General features: G+C 60.2%; 20 protein-coding genes. 11 read left to right on the forward strand and 9 right to left on the reverse strand.

From position 1 onward, the window contains the following. Positions 1–57 precede the first annotated feature (57 nt). From ACN0Q0_RS00935 to ACN0Q0_RS00950, 4 genes are all read left to right on the forward strand, one after another. Positions 58–1,758 carry a peptide ABC transporter substrate-binding protein gene (locus ACN0Q0_RS00935; protein ID WP_417241472.1) on the forward strand — a complete coding sequence of 567 codons (1,701 nt, stop codon included), beginning with the start codon at positions 58–60 and terminating at the stop codon, positions 1,756–1,758. A gap of 94 nt (positions 1,759–1,852) precedes the next feature. After that, complete coding sequence (locus ACN0Q0_RS00940; RefSeq protein ID WP_417241473.1) at positions 1,853–2,860, forward strand: ABC transporter permease; 1,008 nt, start codon at positions 1,853–1,855, stop codon at positions 2,858–2,860. 14 nt (positions 2,861–2,874) lie between these two features. Next, the gene (locus ACN0Q0_RS00945; protein ID WP_417241474.1) at positions 2,875–3,807 is read left to right on the forward strand and encodes an ABC transporter permease; all 933 of its coding nucleotides are present in this window, start codon (positions 2,875–2,877) and stop codon (positions 3,805–3,807) included. Between the two features lie 222 nt (positions 3,808–4,029). Further along, on the forward strand, positions 4,030–5,094 hold the full coding sequence (locus tag ACN0Q0_RS00950; protein ID WP_417241475.1) for a YeeE/YedE family protein: 1,065 nt from the start codon (positions 4,030–4,032) through the stop codon (positions 5,092–5,094). Here ACN0Q0_RS00950 and ACN0Q0_RS00955 read toward each other — a convergent pair. The 6 genes from ACN0Q0_RS00955 to ACN0Q0_RS00980 form a co-directional block, all read right to left on the reverse strand. Beyond that, complete coding sequence (locus ACN0Q0_RS00955; RefSeq protein WP_417241476.1) at positions 5,027–6,316, reverse strand: DUF3422 family protein; 1,290 nt, start codon at positions 6,314–6,316, stop codon at positions 5,027–5,029. The genes ACN0Q0_RS00950 and ACN0Q0_RS00955 overlap by 68 nt on opposite strands. A gap of 145 nt (positions 6,317–6,461) precedes the next feature. Continuing rightward, complete coding sequence (locus ACN0Q0_RS00960; RefSeq protein WP_417241477.1) at positions 6,462–6,884, reverse strand: thioredoxin family protein; 423 nt, start codon at positions 6,882–6,884, stop codon at positions 6,462–6,464. A gap of 19 nt (positions 6,885–6,903) precedes the next feature. Then, positions 6,904–7,620 (reverse strand): cytochrome c biogenesis CcdA family protein, encoded by a 717-nt coding sequence (locus ACN0Q0_RS00965; protein ID WP_417241478.1) that lies wholly within the window; start codon positions 7,618–7,620, stop codon positions 6,904–6,906. A gap of 152 nt (positions 7,621–7,772) precedes the next feature. Beyond that, entirely contained in the window at positions 7,773–9,248 is a 1,476-nt protein-coding gene (locus tag ACN0Q0_RS00970) for an NAD(P)(+) transhydrogenase (Re/Si-specific) subunit beta (RefSeq protein ID WP_417241479.1), read from the reverse strand. Between the two features lie 13 nt (positions 9,249–9,261). Then, positions 9,262–10,833 carry a Re/Si-specific NAD(P)(+) transhydrogenase subunit alpha gene (locus tag ACN0Q0_RS00975; protein ID WP_417241480.1) on the reverse strand — a complete coding sequence of 524 codons (1,572 nt, stop codon included), beginning with the start codon at positions 10,831–10,833 and terminating at the stop codon, positions 9,262–9,264. Between the two features lie 111 nt (positions 10,834–10,944). Then, a complete protein-coding gene (locus ACN0Q0_RS00980) occupies positions 10,945–11,403 on the reverse strand; it encodes a methyltransferase family protein (protein WP_417241481.1) in 459 nt (152 codons plus the stop codon). Positions 11,404–11,449: 46 nt separating this feature from the next. Between ACN0Q0_RS00980 and ACN0Q0_RS00985 the strand changes: the two genes are divergently transcribed. Then, positions 11,450–11,926: a GNAT family N-acetyltransferase gene (locus ACN0Q0_RS00985; RefSeq protein ID WP_417241482.1), complete on the forward strand. Its 477-nt coding sequence runs from the start codon at positions 11,450–11,452 to the stop codon at positions 11,924–11,926. Here the strand turns inward: ACN0Q0_RS00985 and ACN0Q0_RS00990 are convergent. Further along, entirely contained in the window at positions 11,923–12,696 is a 774-nt protein-coding gene (locus ACN0Q0_RS00990) for a gamma-glutamyl-gamma-aminobutyrate hydrolase family protein (RefSeq protein WP_417241483.1), read from the reverse strand. The genes ACN0Q0_RS00985 and ACN0Q0_RS00990 overlap by 4 nt on opposite strands. A gap of 301 nt (positions 12,697–12,997) precedes the next feature. Here ACN0Q0_RS00990 and pepN point away from each other — a divergent pair, with 301 nt between their 5' ends. From pepN to ACN0Q0_RS01010, 4 genes are all read left to right on the forward strand, one after another. Beyond that, positions 12,998–15,553 (forward strand): aminopeptidase N, encoded by a 2,556-nt coding sequence (pepN, locus tag ACN0Q0_RS00995; RefSeq protein ID WP_417241484.1) that lies wholly within the window; start codon positions 12,998–13,000, stop codon positions 15,551–15,553. A 3-nt stretch (positions 15,554–15,556) separates the two neighbouring features. Then, on the forward strand, positions 15,557–16,597 hold the full coding sequence (locus ACN0Q0_RS01000) for an NAD(P)-dependent alcohol dehydrogenase (protein ID WP_417241485.1): 1,041 nt from the start codon (positions 15,557–15,559) through the stop codon (positions 16,595–16,597). A 228-nt stretch (positions 16,598–16,825) separates the two neighbouring features. Beyond that, entirely contained in the window at positions 16,826–17,284 is a 459-nt protein-coding gene (locus ACN0Q0_RS01005) for a c-type cytochrome (RefSeq protein ID WP_417241486.1), read from the forward strand. Positions 17,285–17,309: 25 nt separating this feature from the next. After that, positions 17,310–17,912 carry a cytochrome b/b6 domain-containing protein gene (locus ACN0Q0_RS01010; protein WP_417241487.1) on the forward strand — a complete coding sequence of 201 codons (603 nt, stop codon included), beginning with the start codon at positions 17,310–17,312 and terminating at the stop codon, positions 17,910–17,912. A 3-nt stretch (positions 17,913–17,915) separates the two neighbouring features. Here ACN0Q0_RS01010 and ACN0Q0_RS01015 read toward each other — a convergent pair whose 3' ends face one another. Both ACN0Q0_RS01015 and ACN0Q0_RS01020 read right to left on the reverse strand, forming a co-directional pair. After that, entirely contained in the window at positions 17,916–18,371 is a 456-nt protein-coding gene (locus ACN0Q0_RS01015; protein WP_417241488.1) for an Lrp/AsnC family transcriptional regulator, read from the reverse strand. Continuing rightward, positions 18,368–18,826 carry an Lrp/AsnC family transcriptional regulator gene (locus tag ACN0Q0_RS01020; protein WP_417241489.1) on the reverse strand — a complete coding sequence of 153 codons (459 nt, stop codon included), beginning with the start codon at positions 18,824–18,826 and terminating at the stop codon, positions 18,368–18,370. Before ACN0Q0_RS01020 ends, ACN0Q0_RS01015 begins: the two co-directional genes overlap by 4 nt. A gap of 159 nt (positions 18,827–18,985) precedes the next feature. Here ACN0Q0_RS01020 and ilvC point away from each other — a divergent pair, with 159 nt between their 5' ends. Together ilvC and ACN0Q0_RS01030 are read left to right on the forward strand one after the other, a co-directional pair. Beyond that, a complete protein-coding gene (ilvC, locus tag ACN0Q0_RS01025) occupies positions 18,986–20,008 on the forward strand; it encodes a ketol-acid reductoisomerase (protein ID WP_417241490.1) in 1,023 nt (340 codons plus the stop codon). 86 nt (positions 20,009–20,094) lie between these two features. Continuing rightward, positions 20,095–20,496 (forward strand): hypothetical protein, encoded by a 402-nt coding sequence (locus tag ACN0Q0_RS01030; RefSeq protein ID WP_417241491.1) that lies wholly within the window; start codon positions 20,095–20,097, stop codon positions 20,494–20,496. Positions 20,497–20,553 lie beyond the last annotated feature (57 nt).

Below are 20,553 nucleotides of genomic sequence, written 5' to 3' on the forward strand. Positions count from 1 at the left end.
CCGTTCAAAGGCGGCCGGATGCAAACCAACCAAGAACCAAATAGGAGAGGTTAAACTATGAATTTCAAAGCAACTCTACTGGGCGCTGCCGCAGCATTTGCGTTTGCCCCCGCGGCCTTCGCCGAGCGCGGCGCAGACGGCCACGTCAATATCATCTATTGGCAAGCCCCCTCGTCGATGAACCCCTATCTGTCGGGCGGCACCAAGGAACTCGAAGCGGCCTCGCTCGTTCTGGAACCCCTCGCCCGCTACGACGAAACAGGCGCCATGGTGCCATTCCTCGCCGAGAGCGTCCCGACCGTTGAAAACGGGGGCGTGTCCGCCGATCTCAAATCCGTCACATGGAAGCTCAAAGAGGGTCTGAAATGGTCTGACGGCTCCGATCTGACCTCCGCCGATGTGGCGTTCACATGGGAATATTGCACCACCGAGGGCGGCGGCTGTTCGCAGTCCGAGAAATACAATGACGTGATCGCGGTCGAGACCCCCGATGCCTTGACCGTTGTGGTCAAATTCGGCGTGGCCAAACCGTTCCCCTACGGTCCGTTTGTCGGCGCGCAGGCTCCGATCATCCAAAAGGCACAGTTCGCCGATTGCACCGGTCCCGCAATGGCATCGTGTACCGAACAGAACTTTGCCCCCATCGGCACCGGCCCCTTCGTGGTTGACGAATTCAAAACCAACGACGTGGCCTCCCTGTCCGCCAACACCCACTACCGCGATCCCGCCAAGCCCGCGTTTGCAACCGCAACGCTCAAAGGTGGCGGTGACGCCGCTGCGGCGGGTCGTGCCGTTCTGGAAACAGGCGAGTTCGACTACGCATGGAACCTGCAACTGGCCCCCGACGTGCTTGCCGATATGGAAAGCAAAGGCAAAGGCAAAGTCGTCTCCGCCTTTGGGACACTGGTTGAGCGCATCATGGTCAACCTGACCGATCCATCGCCCGAGCTTGGTGACGAGCGCGGCACGGCGGCACACCCCCACCCGATCCTGTCGGATCTGGATGTGCGCAAAGCCCTCTCCATGGCCATCGACCGCGATCTGTTGGTTGAAATCGGCTACGGCACAGCGGGTCGTCCGACCTGTAACGTTCTGCCGGCCCCTGCGATCTACAACTCGACCGCAAACGATGCCTGCCTCGTGCAGGATATCGACGGCGCCAAAGCCCTTCTCGAAGCGGCCGGTTGGGTCGACACCGATGGCGACGGCATCCGTGAAAAAGACGGCAAGCCACTCGCGCTGTTGTTCCAGTCCTCCACCAACGCGGTACGTCAGGACTTCCAGGCGATCATCAAACAGTGGTGGGGCGAAATCGGCGTTGCAACCGAGTTGCGCAACATCGACGGCTCCGTGTTCTTTGGCGGCGACGCAGGTTCGCCTGACACGTTCCAAAAGTTCTTTGCGGACGTTGAAATGTACGCCAACAACTTCGACGGGACCGACCCCGAGGCCTACATGGCCAACTGGGAATGCAAACAGGCCCCACGCCCCGAAACACAGTGGCAGGGCAACAACATGCCGCGCTTCTGTTCCGAAGAGTACGACGCATTGGTCGCTGAAATGGCGGGCACAGGCGATCTGAACAAACGTGCCGATCTGGCCAAAGCGATGAACGACATGCTGATGCAGGAATACGTCATCATCCCGCTGGTCGACCGCGGTCGCGTCTCCGGTCACTCCAACACCCTTGGCGGTGTGGTGCTCAACACATGGGATTCCGAGCTGTGGAATGCCGCTGACTGGTTCCGCGCTGAATAAGCCAACCGCACAGACCGGGGGTGCCGTTTGCGCGGCACCCCTCTCCACCCCCCGATCTCCATCCCGAACAAAGACCTGAACCGAGGCGTCCCCCATGCTCAATTTCACGATCCGTCGGCTGCTCTTGTCCATCCCGACGCTTCTGTTCATCTCTTTGGTGATCTTTATGCTGTTGGACCTCGCCCCCGGCGATCCGATGTCCTCCATCCCGCTGACCGTTCCCGATGAGGTCAAACAGCGGATGCGCGAGGCGCTCGGCCTCGGCGAACCCGTCCACATCCGCTACCTGCACTGGCTCAAACAGTTCTTTATCGTCGAACCCATGGTGATGTGGGACGGCATTTTCGGCACCGGTTTCTCCGAAGGCATGCAGCGCGTCATCTCGTTCCAGAACCGCGCACCCGTGATGGATACCGTCTACCAACGCCTGCCCCAAACGCTCTGGGTCATCGGCCTGTCCTACGTCTTTGCCACCCTGATCGCCCTGCCCATCGGCATCCTGTCCGCCTACCGCCAGTATTCATGGTTCGACCAGATCGGCACGTTCATCTCGATGATCGGCTTTTCCATCCCCACCTTCTTTTCGGGGGTGTTGCTGATCGTGGTCTTTTCGGTGATCCTCGGGTGGTTCCCCTCGATCTACGACACCACGCTTGTGGTCAATGACTGGGCCTCCCTCGTGAAACAGATGCAACAAATGGCCATGCCCGTCTTTGTGCTCACCCTGTACAACGCCGCTCAGGTGTCGCGCTTCATGCGGGCCTCGACCCTCGACAACCTCAACCAGGACTACGTGCGCACCGCCCGCGCAAAGGGCATGTCGGAAAAAGTCGTCGTGCTCAAACACGTTGTCCGCAATTCAATGATCCCCGTTGTGACCGTCATCGCCCTTGGCGTGCCCAACATCTTTGGCGGTGCAATCATCACCGAACAGGTGTTTCAGGTGAACGGCCTCGGCCAACTCCTGATCACCGCCATCTACGCCTCCGATGCGCCGATGGTGCAAACCGTGACCTTTATCTTTGCGGTGCTGATTGTCCTGTTCAACCTGATCGCGGATGTTCTCTACGGCATCCTTGACCCACGCATCCGCTACGATTGAGGAAAGAGAGAGCCATGAGTAACGCACCCGTCCTCACCCCCGCCACTGACCCCGCCGAGGCGCCCCGCCCCCCCCGCAACCAGTGGTGGGATGTCTGGGACCAGTTCAAAACCCACAAGGGCGCGATGGCGGGGCTGATCTTTTTCGTCTTTATCATTGCCGCCGTCTATCTCGGCCCGTTCTTTTGGACGATTGACCCGGGCTACATCGACATTCGCGCCCGCAATCAGGGCCCGTCATGGGCGCATCCGTTCGGCGCCGATCAGCTTGGCCGTGACATCCTTGCGCGGATGCTCACAGGCGGTCAGGTGTCGATCTCGGTGGGCCTCACCGCCATGCTGCTCTCGCTTGTCGTCGGCACCTTTGTCGGTGTGATCGCAGGCTATTGGAAACGCCTCGACGGGTTGCTCATGCGCCTGACCGACCTGTTTCTGGCCCTGCCGCTCTTGCCGCTGCTGCTCGTCATCATCATGCTGTTTCGCGACCCGTTGCGCAAAATGTTCGGCCTCGAGATGGGGATTTTCATCCTCATCGTCTTTGTCATCGGCATCACCTCGTGGATGCAAACGGCGCGGATCGTGCGCGGCGATGTTCTGGCCCTCAAAGAGCGCGAATACGTGCTCGCCGCCCGCTCCATCGGCACGCCAAGCCGCCGCGTTGTGACCCGTCACATCCTGCCCAACATCATGTCGCCGATTATGGTCTCGGCCACGCTTGGCATCGCCAATGCCATCATCACCGAAAGTGCGCTGTCGTTCCTCGGTCTCGGATTTCCGCCCGATTACCCCACATGGGGGCGGCTGTTGTTCGACGCCAAGGACATGATCCAACAGTATCCCGAACGGGTGATCTGGCCCGGGCTCGCGATTTCGCTCACGGTGCTGTCGGTCAACTATATTGGTGACGGGCTGCGCGATGCGCTCGATCCGCGTATTCGCGGACGCTAGACCTGCACATATTCAAATAAGATCAAAAGTGCGCCCCTCATGCGGGCGCACTTTGCGTTTGTTTTGCCGCCATGTCCCGTGCCGCGAACACTGTCCCACGGGCCGCGGCCATATAGAACGATGTTCTCCAAAACCCGCAAACCGGGCCGCTCCACCCCCTTGATCCCCCCGCAATTGCGCCTTTATGTGGGACAAAATCCTACATCAAAAGAAGACGCGCATATGTTTGAACAGCTTGGACTAGAGATTTCACCCCGTCAGGCCTCCATCATTCTGGGCCTGCTCATCGGCCTTGCCTTTGGTGCCATGGCCGAAGTGTCGCGCTTTTGTTTTCGCCGCGCGGTGGCCGGCCCTGTCGCGGAGCGCAAATCCGCAGCGGGCGTCTGGCTCGCGGGTCTGGCCACGGCCATGATCGGCACACAAGTCGCCGTGGCCCAAGGGCTGATCTCCTTTGACGCGCACCGCTTTATGGTCACCGACATCCCCGTTCTGGCCATCGCGGTCGGCGGGCTGATCTTTGGCGCGGGTATGGTGCTGACGCGCGGCTGTGTCGCCCGCCTCACCGTTCTGGCCGGCACGGGCAACCTGCGGGCTGTTCTGGTGCTGCTGACCTTTGCCGTGATCGCCCACGCGACCCTCAAGGGCGTTTTGACCCCGATCCGCACCGCGCTCTCGGGCGTCACCCTACCCGTATCCTCCGCCGCCCTGCCCGGGTCACCGCTGATCTGGACCGTGCTCATCGCAGGGGCGGCGGGCCTCGCCGCACTGCGCTTTGCCGACAATCGCCGCAACCTCGCCCTCGGCGCGCTCATCGGCCTGTTGGTTCCCGTCGCATGGGTCGGCACGGGCTATGTCCTGTTCGACGAATTCGACCCCATCGCGCTCGAAGGTATCTCCTTCACCTCCCCCGCCACCGAGGCCCTGTTCTGGACCGTCGCGTCAAGCGCCATTCCCGCGGGCTTTGGCGTGGGCCTGTTGGGCGGCGTGATCGCGGGGGCGCTTGCCCTGTCGCGCATCTCGGGCCGCTTCGCGTGGCAAAGCTTCACCTCGCCACGCCAGACCGGCCGTTACCTCGGCGGGGCCGCCCTCATGGGCGTGGGCGGTGTGCTTGCGGGGGGCTGCACCATCGGCGCGGGCCTGTCGGGCGTGCCGACACTCTCCATCGCCGCTGTCTTGGCGCTCCTCTCCATCGGTGTGGGCGGCGCGTTGACCGCCCGCCTTATCCGAGATGGTGTTTCTTCAACCGGCGCAGACCAAGCCACATCACCAACACCACAGGCGGCGTAAGGATCGCGAGCGCCATCCCCTTGGACAGGCCAAGCGGCTCCAGAAACGGATAGACCGCATAGCCCGCAAGACCCAAGGCGTAATAGCTGATCGCCACCACCGACAATCCCTCGACCGTCTCTTGCAGACGCAGTTGCAAATCGGCGCGGCGGTCCATCGACGCGAGCAAGGCCTGGTTCTGGGCCTGACGCGCCACGTCCACCTTTGTGCGCAACAGATCCGCCGCCCGCGCGGCGCGTTCGGCCACGCCGTCGAGTTGCCGCTCGGCGGCTTTTACCGTGCGCATCGCGGGATCATAGCGGCGCATCATGAACTCGCTGAACAATTGCCGCCCGTGGAACCGCGTTTCGCGCAGCACCTCGATGCGCTGCGTCACGATCGCCTCATAGGCCCCCGTTGCGCCAAACCGGAAATTGGTCCGCGTCACCAATGTCTCGATCCGCGTCGACAGCCGCAAAATATCGTCGAGCAAACCATCCTCGGCCACATCTTTGCCCTCCTGCGCCATCGCCGCCATCAGGCGGGACAACTCGGTTTCGATCCCGGCCAATTCGCCCACAACCTTGCGGGCCTGCACAAGGCCAAGCATCGACATCGCTTTATAGGTTTCGATCTCGCACAGCCGTTGCACCACGCGGCCAATGCGCCGCTCGCCCGTGTCGGGGCGCGGGAACACGGCAAACCGCATATGGCCCGCCTCGTCGATGCGAAAATCCGACGCCACCACAAGCGCCTCGTCAAGCACATGCGCGGCGGCAAGGCTTTCACGCTCGAACCACGCATGCAAACGGTCGGTCATGGCGTGATGGCTGTCCACGGGCTCGATCCGAATGAGCGCGGACGTGATCCGTTGCCCGGGGGCCTCGTCCAACCAGTCCTGCGGGAAAATATCAAACGTGCCTTTGTCAAACGCACGATCCGCCACCCCGTCGGCAAAGACAGTGTAGGTCACAAACTCGGTATGGCTTTCCCATTTGAGACGGTATTTGCCGATGTCACCCATGAAATGCGTGGCCTCGGGCGCGGGGTGCGCGGCACCATAGCGATCCAACAGGGCAATCAGATGCGCACGGTCAAGGCTGCGGTCGCGCCGCGCGGCATCCCCCGCGGGACGGATCGCCAGATAGGCGGCCCGCCCCGGGGATTGAACCGACGGAAAAGGCCGCGCATGAAGCTCGTTGGCCAACTCGTAGCGGCGCGGGTGATCACAAAGTGGTGCCATGTCGGGCCGCCTTTGGTGCGATTTCTTTTCGCCACCATAGTGTCCCGCCCCCGTATCACAAAGCCTGAATTGATCGCAATATCAACGCCTTGCGGGAATACAACTGTATACTGGCAGAAACATCACACCCCCGCACCGCCCGATATTACATGGTTGCGGCGTTCAGCGCGGTGTCCATCAGCGCCTTGATCTCGCTCTCCCCCGTCTGGGCGACGATACGGCCAAGCTCCTGATCGCCCTTGAGCACCACCAAAGTGGAACGGCGTGGAATGTTCAGGCTCTTGGTAAATTCGTGACGCCCGTAGTCATCCCAATCGACATCGACAAAGGAAATATTCTGTTCATAGGCGGGGTTGGCGGCCTTGAGCGCGGCGATTACCCGCTCTTGTGCGGCACAGGTCGAACACCAGGAGGCCTTGAAATCGAGGAACACGGTTTTGCCTGCGGCCAGTTCTTTGGCCACCACACCGGGGGTAAACACCATCGGGGCGGCGGTCGCGGCCACGGGGGAGAGGGCAAGCGCGCCGGAGGCGGCGGCAGCGGTCAGGATAAAGTCACGGCGTTTCATGTGCGTTTCCTTTCAGGAATTAGAGCGAGACAGACAGATCAATCAACCACGCAGGCAGGGTTTGAACCGCCCATGCCTCGATCATGTGGTGGATGCGGAACAGGATCATCAGACCCACGGCAAGGAACACCGCGCCAAGGATCGGACGGGATTTTTCGGCCAGACGGCGCATCATCGCCTGACGCCGTTGCAGCGCCGACCGCGCCCCATAGGACAGGCCGAGGATCAGCGTCGAGACGCCCATCGCAAAGCCGGTCATGATCAACGCGGCCTGACCCAACCCCTCGCCTTGCGAGGCAAGGGCGATGGCACCGCCAAGGGTCGGCCCGATACAGGGGCTCCACACGATGCCAAGCAACACCCCCGCAAAGAACTGCCCCGCAACAGGGTCGGAGCGGTCGACGCTATCAATACGGGCATCGGCGCGGGCGGCGAAGGACGATGTGGCGCGGGTGAACAGGGCCGACAAACGCGGCACCAACAGGATCAGGCCAAAGACCACCATGAGGATCGCGCCGATCTGGCTCAGCCGCTCCTGATCGAGGCCGATGGAATAGCCAATGGTGGTGACGAACAGGCCAAAGCCCACGAACGACACGCTCATCCCCGCCGCCAGAACCACAGGTCCGATGCGCCCCGCCTGTAGCGACGTGGCCAGAATGATTGGCAGGATCGGCAAAACGCAGGGGTTAATCAACGTCAGCAGGCCGGCGCCATATGCGAGTAAAATATCCATACGCACAATGTGGCGCAGGGCATGACCCCTGTCACCCAACGATCCCCTGACGCGCCCTCACATGGGTGTCAGGGCATTGTAACAAAAGGGGGGCGAAAACAACAAAGGGCGCCCCGAAGGACGCCCTTTGACTTTGGATTGATCACGCGACCTTAGTCGAGCTTTGGCAACAGCGCGTTCATGCTGTCCTTGGCATCGCCGTAGAACATGCGGGTGTTCTCTTTGTAGAACAGCGGGTTCTCGATACCCGAATACCCTGTGCCTTGGCCGCGTTTGGACACGAACACCTGTTTGGCTTTCCACACTTCGAGAACCGGCATGCCCGCGATTGGCGAGTTCGGATCCTCTTGCGCCGCAGGGTTCACGATGTCGTTGGAGCCGATCACGATGACCACATCCGTATCGGGGAAGTCCTCGTTGATCTCGTCCATTTCCATCACGATGTCGTAGGGCACTTTGGCCTCTGCGAGCAGCACGTTCATGTGACCGGGCAAACGCCCCGCAACGGGGTGAATGGCGAAGCGCACATTCTTGCCCTTGCCGCGCAGCTTGTTGGTCAGCTCGGACACGGCGGCCTGCGCCTGTGCCACGGCCATGCCGTAGCCCGGAACGATGATGACGCTATCCGCCTCGTTCAGCGCGGTGGCCACACCGTCTGCATCAATGGCAACCTGTTCGCCCTCGACCTCCATCGCCGGACCCGTGGTGCCGCCAAAGCCGCCCAGGATCACCGAGACGAACGAGCGGTTCATGGCCTTACACATGATGTAGGACAGGATCGCCCCCGAGGAGCCGACAAGCGCCCCCACAACGATCAGAAGGTCGTTGCCAAGCGAGAAGCCGATGGCCGCCGCCGCCCACCCCGAGTAGGAGTTGAGCATGGACACCACAACGGGCATATCCGCACCGCCAATACCCATGATGAGGTGGTAGCCGATGAACAGCGCCGCCAAAGTCATCACGAACAGCGGAAAGAACCCGCCGGTGTTGAAGTACCAGATCAGACAGATCACGGAGAGCGCCGCCGCGCCGGCATTGAGCAAATGCCCGCCGGGCAGCTTGGTCGCGTTGGAGGACAGCTTGCCCGCCAGTTTGCCATAGGCCACAACCGACCCCGTGAACGTCACCGCACCGATAAAGATGCCGAGGAACAATTCAACCCGCAGGATGTTGATCTCCACGGATGTTTTATGCGCGATCAGCGCCGCAAAGGTGCCAAGGTCCTGATCATGCAACCACGATTGCAGACCCGCCTCGGTCAACCCGCTTGGCGCCGACGCCATCACGGAGGCAACATTGCCGATTTCCAGATGCGCGATAAAGCCGACAAAGACCGCCGCCAGACCGACGAGCGAGTGCATCGCGGCGACAAGCTGTGGCATCTCGGTCATCTGAACGCGCGTGGCGACCATATAGCCGATGGCACCGCCCCCCGCGATCAGGATCAGCGACAAAAGCCACAGCCCCGCCCCCGGTCCGATGATCGTGGCAAACACGGCCAGAGCCATGCCGACAATGCCGTACCATACAGCACGTTTTGCACTTTCCTGTCCCGACAGACCTCCCAAGGAGAGGATGAAAAGGACGGCTGCGACCACATAGGCCGCCGTTGTAAATCCGAATTCCATTATCCCGATCTCCTTACGATTTCTGGAACATGGCAAGCATGCGCCGTGTGACGAGGAAGCCGCCAAAGATGTTGATCCCTGCCATAAAGACAGACAAGGCAGCGAGCAGGATCACCAGAATGGACCCCGACCCGATCTGCATCAACGCCCCCAGAATGATGATCGACGAAATCGCGTTGGTCACGGCCATCAGCGGGGTGTGCAGCGAATGCGACACGTTCCAGATCACCTGGAACCCGATAAATACCGACAACACGAACACGATAAAGTGCTGCATGAAGCTCGCAGGGGCCACAAGACCGACGGACAACAACAACGCCGCACCGACAGCAATCAGCGTAACCTGCTGTTTGGTCTGTGCCTTGAACGCGGCCACTTCGGCGGCGCGTTTTTCCTCGGCCGTCAGAACCGGCGCGACCTCTTTGGGCTTGGCGGCAATCGCGGCCACTTTCGGCGGCGGCGGCGGGAATGTGATGTCACCCGCAAAGGTCACTGTGGCCCCGCGGATCACGTCGTCTTCCATGTTGTGATTGATCTGACCGTCTTTGTCGGGGGTCAGGTCGGTCATCATGTGACGGATGTTCGTCGCATAAAGGGTCGACGCCTGTGCGGCCATGCGCGACGGGAAATCGGTGTAGCCCACAATGGTCACGCCATTGTCGGTCACGATTTTCTCATCCATCACGGTCAGCTTGCAGTTGCCACCCTTTTCCGCCGCAAGGTCCACAACAACGGAGCCGGGTTTCATGGCTTTCACCATGTCCTCGGTCCACAGCTCTGGTGCTTCGCGGTTGGGGATCAGCGCCGTGGTGATCACGATATCGACCTCGGGGGCCAGTTCGCGGAACTTGGCCAGTTGGGCGTCGCGGAACTCGGGCGACGAGACCGACGCATAGCCACCTGTGGCCGCACCGTCCTGTTGCTCTTCTTCAAAGTCGAGATAGACAAACTCGGCGCCCATGCTCTCGACCTGTTCGGCCACTTCGGGGCGCACGTCAAACGCATAGGTGATCGCACCGAGCGACGTCGATGTCCCGATCGCGGCCAGACCCGCCACACCGGCCCCCACGACGAGCACCTTGGCAGGCGGCACTTTGCCCGCGGCGGTGATCTGACCGGTAAAGAACCGGCCAAAATTGTTGCCCGCCTCGATCACGGCACGGTAGCCCGCGATATTGGCCATGGACGACAGGGCATCCATTTTCTGGGCACGCGAAATACGCGGCACCATTTCCATCGCGATGACATTGGCGCCCGTTTTCTGGGCCGCCGCCATGCCTGCTTCGTTCCCCGCAGGGTTAAAGAAGGAAATCAGCGTCTGCTCTTTGCGCAGGCGTTTCAACTCGGTGGTATCGGGCTGACGGACCTTGGCGACGATGTCGCTTGCCTTCCACAGCGCGGCGGCGGTTTTCACCACCTCGACACCGGCCTCTTTGTAATCCGCGTCGGAAAACCCTGCGCGTTGACCCGCGCCGGTTTCCACGACCACATCATAGCCAAGCTTTTGAATTTGCTTGGCGCTATCGGGTGTCAGCGCGACACGCGCTTCCCCCTCGAACACTTCCTTAGGAACACCGAATTTCACGAGCTAGTCCTTTTCCCCAGTCCAATGCGCTTATCTGAACATCTTCCTACATAGAACCGGAGCAGTTGCGCAACATTATTGCGCACCCGACTCCGCCTCTGTGACGGGAGGTCACATCCAGCGGCGCGTTTTCTTTGCCCAAAGGTCGTAGTCTTGTGCAAACAGACCTTTGAGGTTTTTTTCTTCTTTGCGAATGAACCGCCGCTCGATCACCACCATAAAGACAGGAACCGAGAGCAGCCCGATTATGCTGCCGTAAAGTAAGGAAAAGCCAACAAGTGTAAAGGCATCTCCGAGGTAAATCGGGTTGCGCGAGTAGCGAAAGATGCCCTGCGTGACAAGGCGCTGCGGGTATCTATGTGGAATGAAAGTGGTTTTATGCCGCCACATGGTAAAAGCGGCGATACACATCACTCCGATCCCGATCCCGATCAGCCCGAATGATAGCGCCAACACCGCTTCTGTTTGCGCTAACGGTCCGACCACACCGCGCGTCAGATAGGCAAAGACCAGAAAAGCGGCAAGCCAGACCGGCGGGTAATCGAGGGTTATCTTGATGCGGTTTTCCATAAGAACCACTCTAGGCGTCCGCGCGACGAGGCGCTAGGACACAGATATGAAACTGCGCTCTTTGACCACAGCCGATGCGGACGCCTGTTACGCCTTGTTCCACCGCACGGTCCACGGCGGCACGGGCGCGTTCTATGACGCGGCCCAACGCGCCGCATGGGCGCCCGACCGCCCCCGCGCCCCCGATACATGGTCCGACACATGGCCCGCCCGCCTCACCGAAGGCTTCACCGTCTGCGCCACCAAACGCGGGGCCATTACGGGCTTTTTCACCATGGGCCACGATGGCCACATCGATTTCGCCTATGTCGCACTGGAGGAGATGGGAACCGGCACCGCAACCGCACTTTATGACGCTTGTGAATTTGCCGCCCGTTCGCTTGGGCTTGACCTCATGACCACCGAGGCCTCCCACCTCGCACAGCGGTTCTTCACCAAACGCGGATGGGTGACGGATGCGCGTCAAACCGTCATCCGTGACGGCGTTGGCATTGATAATTTCCGAATGTTCAAAGTGCTTTAGGCGGGGGTCGCCCGCCCGCTCCGCGCCGCCGCAAACGCCCGCGTCGCCGCGCCAAAGGCCTCGAACAACGGCCGCGACACGGGATCTTCGCCCGCCCGCCATTCGGGATGCCATTGCACCGCCATCGTAAAGCCCTTGGCCCCCTCGACATAGATCGCCTCGGGCGTGCCATCGGGCGCGTAGCCCTCGATCACGATCCGTGCTCCCGGCTGCTTGATCCCTTGGCCGTGCAGCGTGTTGGTCAACACCTCCTCGGCCCCCAAAAGCGCGGCAAACTTGCCGCCCTTGGCCAGTGTCACAACGTGGCGCAGCGCAAACTTCTCCTCGATGGTGCCATCGGGCGGCATCCGGTGGTTCATCCGTCCCGGCAAATCGCGAATCTCGGGATAGAGCGTCCCGCCCATCGCCACGTTCACCTCCTGAAATCCGCGACAAATGCCCAAAAACGGCTGTCCCGCCTCCACGCAGGCACGGATCAACGGCAAGGTGACCGCATCACGACACCGGTCAAACGCGCCATGCGCCGCCGTTTCCGGCTCGCCATATTCCGCCGGATGCACGTTGGGGCGCCCGCCCGTGAACAAGAACCCGTCACAGACCGCCATCAATTCCTCCGTGCGCACAAATCCGGGATGTGCAGGGATCAACAGCGGCATACAGCCCGACACGTCGGCCACGGCCTCGGCATTCATATGCCCGCCCGTATAGGCGGGATAATCGCCGTTCAACAGGTCGGTATTTCCAATGATTCCAACAACGGGTCGCGCCATGAGGGCCTCCTTTGACGCGGCAAATCTACTGACTTGTGCGGCGAGGAAAAGGGGCAATTGCCGCCAAACCGCAATACCGTCCGAAAAACCACACCCCGCCATCACAGCACAGATTGACAGGGCGGCACATCCCCCGACACAGACCGAAAACCGGCGCACGGATGCCCGTCTCGCCGCCCCTCGCCCCCCGCCCGCGACCAGACGACCCTTTGGCAAATATCACACGCGATCGTATTGAACCCGCCCCCGCCGCGCACTAACGTCTGAACCTTGCACCGCTCATATCCACGGAAGGTTCCCCATGTCAGACGCCGCGCCCGAAACAATCTACCTCAAGGATTACACCGAGCCGCACCACTGGGTGCGTGACGTCCACCTGACCTTTCGCCTCGCGCCCAAAGCCACGCGCGTGCTGTCGCGCATCACCTTTACCCCCAATGATAACAACCGTGGCGACCTGATCCTCAACGGCGAGGGATTGACCCTCATCACCGCCACCGTTGACGACGCCATCGTCAATATGCAGATCACCGACACGGAACTGCGCATTGCCTCCGCCGACCTGCCGCAAAAACCCTTTGTGTTCGAGGCCGAGGTCGAAATCGCGCCCGCGGACAACACCGCCCTTGAGGGCCTCTATATGTCGAGCGGCATGTATTGCACCCAATGCGAGGCCGAGGGGTTTCGCAAAATCACCTATTATCCCGACCGTCCCGATGTCATGGCGACCTTTACCGTGCGCGTCGAAAGCGACATGCCCGTGATGCTGTCCAACGGCAACCCCGTGGCCGCGGGCGATGGATGGGCCGAGTGGCATGACCCGTGGCCCAAACCCGCCTATCTCTTTGCACTGGTCGCGGGCGACCTGCTCAACCACGCGGGATCGTTCACCACCATGTCGGGCAAAGAGGTCGCGTTGAACATCTACGTGCGCCGTGGCGACGAGGACAAATGCGCCTTCGGGATGCAGGCACTCAAGGACTCGATGGCATGGGACGAACAGGTCTATGGCCGCGAATACGACTTGGACATTTTCAACATTGTCGCTGTTGATGATTTCAACATGGGCGCGATGGAGAACAAGGGGCTGAACATTTTCAACTCCTCGTGCGTTCTCGCCTCTCAGGCCACCTCGACCGATGCCAATTTCGAACGCATCGAGGGCATCATCGCCCATGAGTATTTCCACAACTGGACGGGCAACCGCATCACCTGTCGTGACTGGTTCCAACTGTGCCTCAAAGAGGGGCTGACCGTCTACCGTGACCAGATGTTCTCGGGCGATATGCGTAGCCATCCTGTTAAAAGGATTGAAGAAGTCCTGACCCTGCGCGCGCGTCAGTTCCGCGAGGACAACGGCCCCCTCGCCCACCCCGTGCGCCCCGCGAGCTTTGTCGAGATCAACAATTTCTACACCGCCACCGTCTATGAAAAGGGCGCGGAAATCATCGGGATGCTGCGCCGTCTGGTCGGGGATGATGCCTATCGCAAGGGCTGTGACCTCTACTTCGAGCGCCACGACGGACAGGCCGTCACAATCGAGGACTGGCTCAAGGCGTTCGAGGATGCCACGGGCCGTGATCTTGCACATTTCGCACAATGGTACGCCCAAGCGGGGACACCGCGTTTACGCGTATCCGAAGCGTGGGAAGACGGCACATTTACCCTGACCTTTACCCAATCGACCCCCGACACACCCGGACAGACCGATAAAGGTCCGCAACACATGCCCATCGCCGTGGGTCTCATCGGCCCCAATGGCGACGAGGTGGTGCCGACAACCGTGTTGGAGCTGACCGAAGCCACGCAAAGTTTCACCTTTGACGGTTTGGGCGCACGGCCCACCGCGTCGATCCTGCGCGATTTCTCCGCGCCTGTGATTTTGGAGCGCGACATGGACGCCGCCACCCGCGCCTTCCTGTTGGCCCATGACACCGATCCGTTCCAGAAATGGGAAATGGGGCGGATGCTGTCCAAAGACACCCTGGTCGCCATGATCACCACCGGGGCCACCCCCGCCACCGACTATCTCGACGCGCTCGAAACCGTGCTCACCGACGAGAGCCTTGAGCCTGCGTTCCGCGCTCTGGTGCTTGGCCTGCCCTCGCAAGACGACCTTGCGCAGACCCTGTTTGACGCCGGCCAGACGCCCGACCCGCAGAAAATCTATGAGGCCCGCGAGGCCCTGCGCCGCAGTCTTGCCCGACACTTGTCCGACATTTTGCCGACACTGTTCAGACAGTGCGAAACGCCCCGGTTCAAACCCGATGCCGATGGGTCGGGCAAGCGCGCCTTGCGTCTCTCCGTGCTCTCGCTTTTGACCCTGTTGGACGGGGGCGATGCCGCCCGCGCCCTGTTTGCATCGGCCGACAACATGACCGAACAAGAGGGCAGCCTGCAGGCGCTTCTGGCCGCGGGACATGGCGCAGATGAGTTGCAAGCGTTTGAAAAACAATGGCAAAACGACCGCCTCGTGATGGACAAATGGTTCATGATGCAAGTGGCCTTTGCCACCCCTGACACAGCCGCCACCACCGCCGGGGCACTGACCCGCCACCCTGCGTTCACCATGAAAAACCCCAACCGCTTCCGCGCGGTCTTTGGCGCACTGGCCGCCAACCACGCGGGTTTTCACCACGCGAGCGGCGCGGCCTACGCCCTACTCGCCAAGCATCTGATTTCGCTTGACAAATTAAACCCGCAAACCACCGCCCGCATGTCCGCCGCCTTCGAAACATGGCGCCGCTACGACGGCACCCGTCAATCGAATATTTGCTCACAGCTTGAACAAATGCTCTCCACAAAAGGCCTCTCGCGTGATACCACCGAAATGGTAACACGGATTTTGAAAGGCTAAGCCATGGCTGCGCAACCTGCTGTTGTTCTTGAAGAAAAAGGGAAAATATCCATCCGCGCCTTCGACATCGGCCACACGATGGGGCCGCAGGATGTTGAAATCGCCATCGACACCGTTGGCGTGTGCGGCTCTGATGTCCACTATTACACCCACGGACGCATCGGCCCCTTTGTGGTCGAGGCCCCGATGGTTTTGGGTCACGAAGCCGCAGGGACAATCACCGCCGTCGGCGCTCAGGTCCACCACCTCAAGGTCGGCGACCGCGTGTGCATGGAGCCCGGCGTGCCGAACATGTCGAGCCGCGCCACCAAGCTTGGCATCTACAATGTGGACCCCGATGTCACGTTCTGGGCGACCCCGCCTGTGCATGGCTGCTTGACCCCTTCGGTGATCCACCCCGCCGCCTTCACGTTCAAGCTGCCCGATACGGTGAGCTTTGCCGAAGGCGCGATGGTCGAACCCTTTGCCATCGGAATGCAAGCCGCCGCAAAGGCCAGAATCACCCCCGGCGACGTGGCCGTCGTAATCGGTGCGGGACCGATCGGCGTGATGACCGCCCTGGCCGCGCTTGCGGGGGGATGTTCGCGCGTTTTGATCCATGACGTTGTGGCACAAAAGCTTGAAACCGCAGGACAATATGACGGGATTATCCCGCTTGACCCGACCCGCCCCGCCGCCGAGCAAGTCCTCGACGCGACGGATGGTTGGGGCGCGGATGTGGTGTTTGAATGCGCGGGTCACCCCTCCGTTTACCCGTCCCTTTTTGCCAACGCCCGCCCCGGCGGCATGGTCGTGTTCGTGGGGCTGCCCGTCGATAAATTCGAATTCGATCTCGTCGGCGCCATGGCCAAAGAGCTGCATATGGAAACGGTGTTCCGCTACGCCAATATTTTTGACCGCGCCGTAGAATTGATCGCCTCGGGCAAAGTGGATCTCAAACCTCTGATCGCCGCAACCTACCCGTTCGAGCAATCCATCGCCGCCTTTGATCGTGCCGCCGCCGCGCATCCGGCAGACATCAAAATCCAGATCAAAATGCCCTAATAATCGCTGTCCGGCACAACAAAACACAGGGCGCCCACAGGGGCGCCCTTTTGCATACATGGCACCAGACCGGCCGCTTTCACAAAAAAGATAAGAAAAATACGGAAAACTGCGACGGAAAGGCGAAAGTGTCGCGTTTAATTCCATGAACATAATCATCATATTGCATGGGACGCGCGGACCCACACCATAAACGACACCCGTTCATAACCAACAGGACACAGTACAATGCGTAACCTTCTACTCACAACCATCATCGCCGCAACCGCCGCCACAGGTGCCTTTGCCCAATCCGCCTCCGACACCGCCAAAGCCCGCCGTGCGTTTTACACGCTTGTCGGCTTTGAAATGGACACCCTTGCCGGCATGGCACAGGGTAAAATCGACTACGACGCCGAGGCTGCCTCTGCCACTGCTAAAGATATTCTGGCTCTGACCGCCTACACCACCGCCGACCTATATGCGCCGGGCACATCCAATGACGACCTGCCCGGCGAAACCCGCGCCAAAGCCGACATCTGGGCCAACATGGCCGATTTCCAGGCGGATGGCATGGCCTTTTACCAAGCCGTTGTCGAGTTGAACGACGTGGCGGGCAATGGCCTTGACGCGCTACAACCGGCAGTCGGAAAAATGGGCGGCACATGTAAGGCATGTCACGACGACTTCCGCGCCAAAGACTTCTAATCAAAGGCTTTAAAGGAGCGTTATGATGTCCGATAGCTTGCAAAAAACCTATGTCTGGGATCCCGTTGTGCGGGTCTTGCACTGGTCCCTTGTGATCGCATTCGCGACCGCTTGGGGGTTGGGAAAGTTCGGGCCAAACATCATGACGCTCCACTTTTATGCGGGCTACACCGTTGCGGCGATTGTCGCCTTGCGGATCATCTGGGGCATTGTCGGCTACCGCACCGCGCGGTTCAGCCACTTTGTCAAAGGCCCGCGTAAAATCGCCACCTATGCCCGCACGCTGCCCACACAAACGCCCTCACGCAGCTACGGCCACAACCCCGTGGGTGCGATATTCGTCGTGGGCGTGCTTGTTGTCCTCGCGCTGCAAATCACCGCAGGTCTGTTTGCGGACCCCGAAGATTACATCAACACAGGGCCTTTGGCGCAATACGTCTCGATTGATCTGGCGCGCAAAGCGCTCTCGCTGCACGAACCGCTCTCTGCATTGTTGTTGCTCATGGTCCTCGGCCACATCGGCGCGATTTTCTGGTATAAAAAGCGCAAGGGCGAAAACCTGATCAAGCCAATGGTCACGGGCTACGCCGATCTCCCCCCCGAAAAGGTCAAAGCCGCACATTCATAAGCCTCACAGCGGTCCCGCAAGGCGCTCCTCGGACAGCAGTACATTCGCCTCGACATTGCCCACACCGGGCAACGTCATAATGCGCCGCCGCAACACACGTTCGAAATCCGGAAGGTCCGTGGCGACCACCCGCAAACGGTAGTCATAGACGCCAAGCACGTGCTGCACCGTTTGCACCTCCGGGATTGCGGCCACGGCGCGTTCGAAATCCTCCAATGACACACGGCCCTTGGTGGCCAGTTTGACCCCCAAAAAGACGGTCACACCGAACCCCACTTTTTCAAGATCGAGATCAACGCGGCGCGGCCCGAACAGGCCTGCCTCGCGCAACCGCTTGATCCGCCGCCACGTCGCAGGTTGGCTCATCCCGAGATCACGACCAAGCGCCCCCGCCGACCGCGTTGCATCCGCACACAATGCCCGCGCCAAAGCGCGATCAACCTCGTCCAGTTCAATCATAGCGGCACCGCATGACGGTTTTTGACCTGTGCGACATGCATCAGCGCCTCGATATCGGAAATATGCGGCAACGTCAGAATTTGCTCGCGGTACAGCCGCTGATAGTCCGGCATATCCCGCGCAATGATCAACAGGCGCACATCCACCTGCCCCAAAAACGTGCCGATCGAAATCACCTCGGGGACGGCGCGGGCCGCGGCGATAAATTCGTCAAACGCCCGTGGCTCGGTCTTGTCCAATGTAAACCGGAGCGATACCTCGACCGAATAGCCCAACGCGCGCCAGTTGATCTCATCACGGATCGCACGGATCACCCCCGCACTGCGCATCGCCACCAACCGCCGCGTATAGGTTGCGGGCGTCACCCCTGCCCGCTCGGCCAATTCCGAAGCAGGGGCGTCGGGGTCCGCTTGTAGCTGGCGCAAGACACGCCGGTCCGTATCATCTATTCGCATGAATTTTTCACATATCTATTTTTTGCGCATGAATTTGCGCATCTTTTGGCAAAATTGTCAATTTTTGAAACGCTATTACGTCTGGCTTGCATCATATTACCACCAATATCAATCCGTTGGCGATATACACGCCGACACTGCCTATAGGGAGCGCCCACCATGCGCGTTTATTATGATCGCGATTGCGATGTAAATCTCATCAAAGAAGCCAAAGTTGCCATCCTTGGCTATGGCTCACAAGGCCACGCACATGCGCTCAACCTGCGCGATTCCGGCGCGAAAAACGTTGTCGTCGCCCTGCGCGAAGGCTCTTCGTCCGCCAAGAAATGCGAAGCCGAAGGCCTCACCGTTATGGGCATCGCCGAAGCCGCCGCATGGTGTGACGTGATCATGTTCACCATGCCCGACGAGCTTCAAGCCGAAACCTACAAAAAATACGTCCACGACAACATCAAGCCAGGTGCGGCCATCGCATTCGCCCACGGCCTGAACGTTCACTTTGGCCTCATCGAACCCAAAGCCGGCGTTGACGTGATCATGATGGCGCCAAAAGGCCCGGGCCACACCGTGCGCGGCGAATACGTCAAAGGCGGCGGCGTGCCTTGCCTCGTGGCTGTCGACACCGACGCAACCGGCAAAGCGCTTGAAATCGGTCTGTCCTATTGCTCCGCAATCGGTGGTGGTCGCTCCGGCATCATTGAAACCAACTTCCGCGAAGAGTGCGAAACCGACCTGTTCGGTGAGCAAGCTGTTTTGTGCGGCGGCATTGTCGACCTCATCCGTTGTGGCTTTGAAACCCTCGTCGAAGCGGGCTATGCCCCTGAAATGGCTTACTTCGAGTGCTTGCACGAAGTGAAACTGATCGTCGACCTGATCTACGAAGGCGGCATCGCGAACATGGATTACTCCATCTCCAACACCGCCGAGTACGGCCAGTACGTCACCGGCCCACGCGTCATTCCATACGACCAGACAAAAGCGGAAATGAAGCGCGTTCTGTCCGATATCCAGTCCGGTAAATTCGTTCGTGACTTCATGCTCGAAAACGCAGTTGGTCAACCCACACTGAAAGCGTCGCGCCGCGCAAACGACGAACACCTGATCGAAGAAACCGGTGCGAAACTGCGCGGCATGATGCCGTGGATTTCCGCAGGAAAAATGGTCGACAAAGAGCGCAACTAAGGCGCTTCTGTCACAGCAAATGCGGGAAAGGGCGCCTTGCGGGGCGCCCTTTTTCATGCGCAAATATCCCCGAAAGTGAGGCCAAAATGTCCGACAACCACCTTCCCGACGACCTGACACCTGATGACCTTGACCAAATCGCGGCGGAACGTCAGCGCATGTTCACCCGCGCCTTTTGGATCAGCCTCCTCAAAGGCAAAGAGGGGTTGGGCGACACATTTTGGGCAGGCAACTATTTGGCGGGGCTGTTCTATTTGGGTGTGATGATTGCCTTGTTGGCGATTGCCTCCTTTATCCCCGTCCTTAGTCCGGTGTTGAGCGCGTCTTTCGTCGTGTTCGGCATCTATCTTTTGGCCGTGGCCCGTGCGGTCGCGATTGCCAAGCCAAAGGGAAATTCGGGACTGTTCATACGCACCCTCGGTGTGGTCTGGACCCTTATGAGCGCGGCCTCGGTGCTCGTATACGCGCCCTACGTCGCAGGTCAGTAAGCGAGCCAAATAGTACAAACACAATTTAAAATGCAAAAGGCGACCCAATGGGCCGCC

Origin of the sequence: Celeribacter sp., assembly GCF_048259695.1 — a bacterium.
GTDB lineage: Bacteria > Pseudomonadota > Alphaproteobacteria > Rhodobacterales > Rhodobacteraceae > Celeribacter.

Coding starts and splice junctions, on each gene's coding strand:
- ACN0Q0_RS01005 (WP_417241486.1), top strand. CDS start 16,826: ATGCGTAACCTTCTACTCACAACCATCATCGCCGCAACCGCCGCCACA.
- ACN0Q0_RS01030 (WP_417241491.1), top strand. CDS start 20,095: ATGTCCGACAACCACCTTCCCGACGACCTGACACCTGATGACCTTGAC.
- ACN0Q0_RS00960 (WP_417241477.1), bottom strand. CDS start 6,884: ATGAAACGCCGTGACTTTATCCTGACCGCTGCCGCCGCCTCCGGCGCG.
- ACN0Q0_RS00940 (WP_417241473.1), top strand. CDS start 1,853: ATGCTCAATTTCACGATCCGTCGGCTGCTCTTGTCCATCCCGACGCTT.
- ACN0Q0_RS00955 (WP_417241476.1), bottom strand. CDS start 6,316: ATGGCACCACTTTGTGATCACCCGCGCCGCTACGAGTTGGCCAACGAG.
- ACN0Q0_RS00985 (WP_417241482.1), top strand. CDS start 11,450: ATGAAACTGCGCTCTTTGACCACAGCCGATGCGGACGCCTGTTACGCC.
- ACN0Q0_RS01010 (WP_417241487.1), top strand. CDS start 17,310: ATGTCCGATAGCTTGCAAAAAACCTATGTCTGGGATCCCGTTGTGCGG.
- ACN0Q0_RS00950 (WP_417241475.1), top strand. CDS start 4,030: ATGTTTGAACAGCTTGGACTAGAGATTTCACCCCGTCAGGCCTCCATC.
- ACN0Q0_RS00965 (WP_417241478.1), bottom strand. CDS start 7,620: ATGGATATTTTACTCGCATATGGCGCCGGCCTGCTGACGTTGATTAAC.
- pepN (WP_417241484.1), top strand. CDS start 12,998: ATGTCAGACGCCGCGCCCGAAACAATCTACCTCAAGGATTACACCGAG.
- ACN0Q0_RS01000 (WP_417241485.1), top strand. CDS start 15,557: ATGGCTGCGCAACCTGCTGTTGTTCTTGAAGAAAAAGGGAAAATATCC.
- ACN0Q0_RS00935 (WP_417241472.1), top strand. CDS start 58: ATGAATTTCAAAGCAACTCTACTGGGCGCTGCCGCAGCATTTGCGTTT.
- ACN0Q0_RS01015 (WP_417241488.1), bottom strand. CDS start 18,371: ATGATTGAACTGGACGAGGTTGATCGCGCTTTGGCGCGGGCATTGTGT.
- ACN0Q0_RS00990 (WP_417241483.1), bottom strand. CDS start 12,696: ATGGCGCGACCCGTTGTTGGAATCATTGGAAATACCGACCTGTTGAAC.
- ACN0Q0_RS01020 (WP_417241489.1), bottom strand. CDS start 18,826: ATGCGAATAGATGATACGGACCGGCGTGTCTTGCGCCAGCTACAAGCG.
- ACN0Q0_RS00945 (WP_417241474.1), top strand. CDS start 2,875: ATGAGTAACGCACCCGTCCTCACCCCCGCCACTGACCCCGCCGAGGCG.
- ilvC (WP_417241490.1), top strand. CDS start 18,986: ATGCGCGTTTATTATGATCGCGATTGCGATGTAAATCTCATCAAAGAA.
- ACN0Q0_RS00970 (WP_417241479.1), bottom strand. CDS start 9,248: ATGGAATTCGGATTTACAACGGCGGCCTATGTGGTCGCAGCCGTCCTT.
- ACN0Q0_RS00980 (WP_417241481.1), bottom strand. CDS start 11,403: ATGGAAAACCGCATCAAGATAACCCTCGATTACCCGCCGGTCTGGCTT.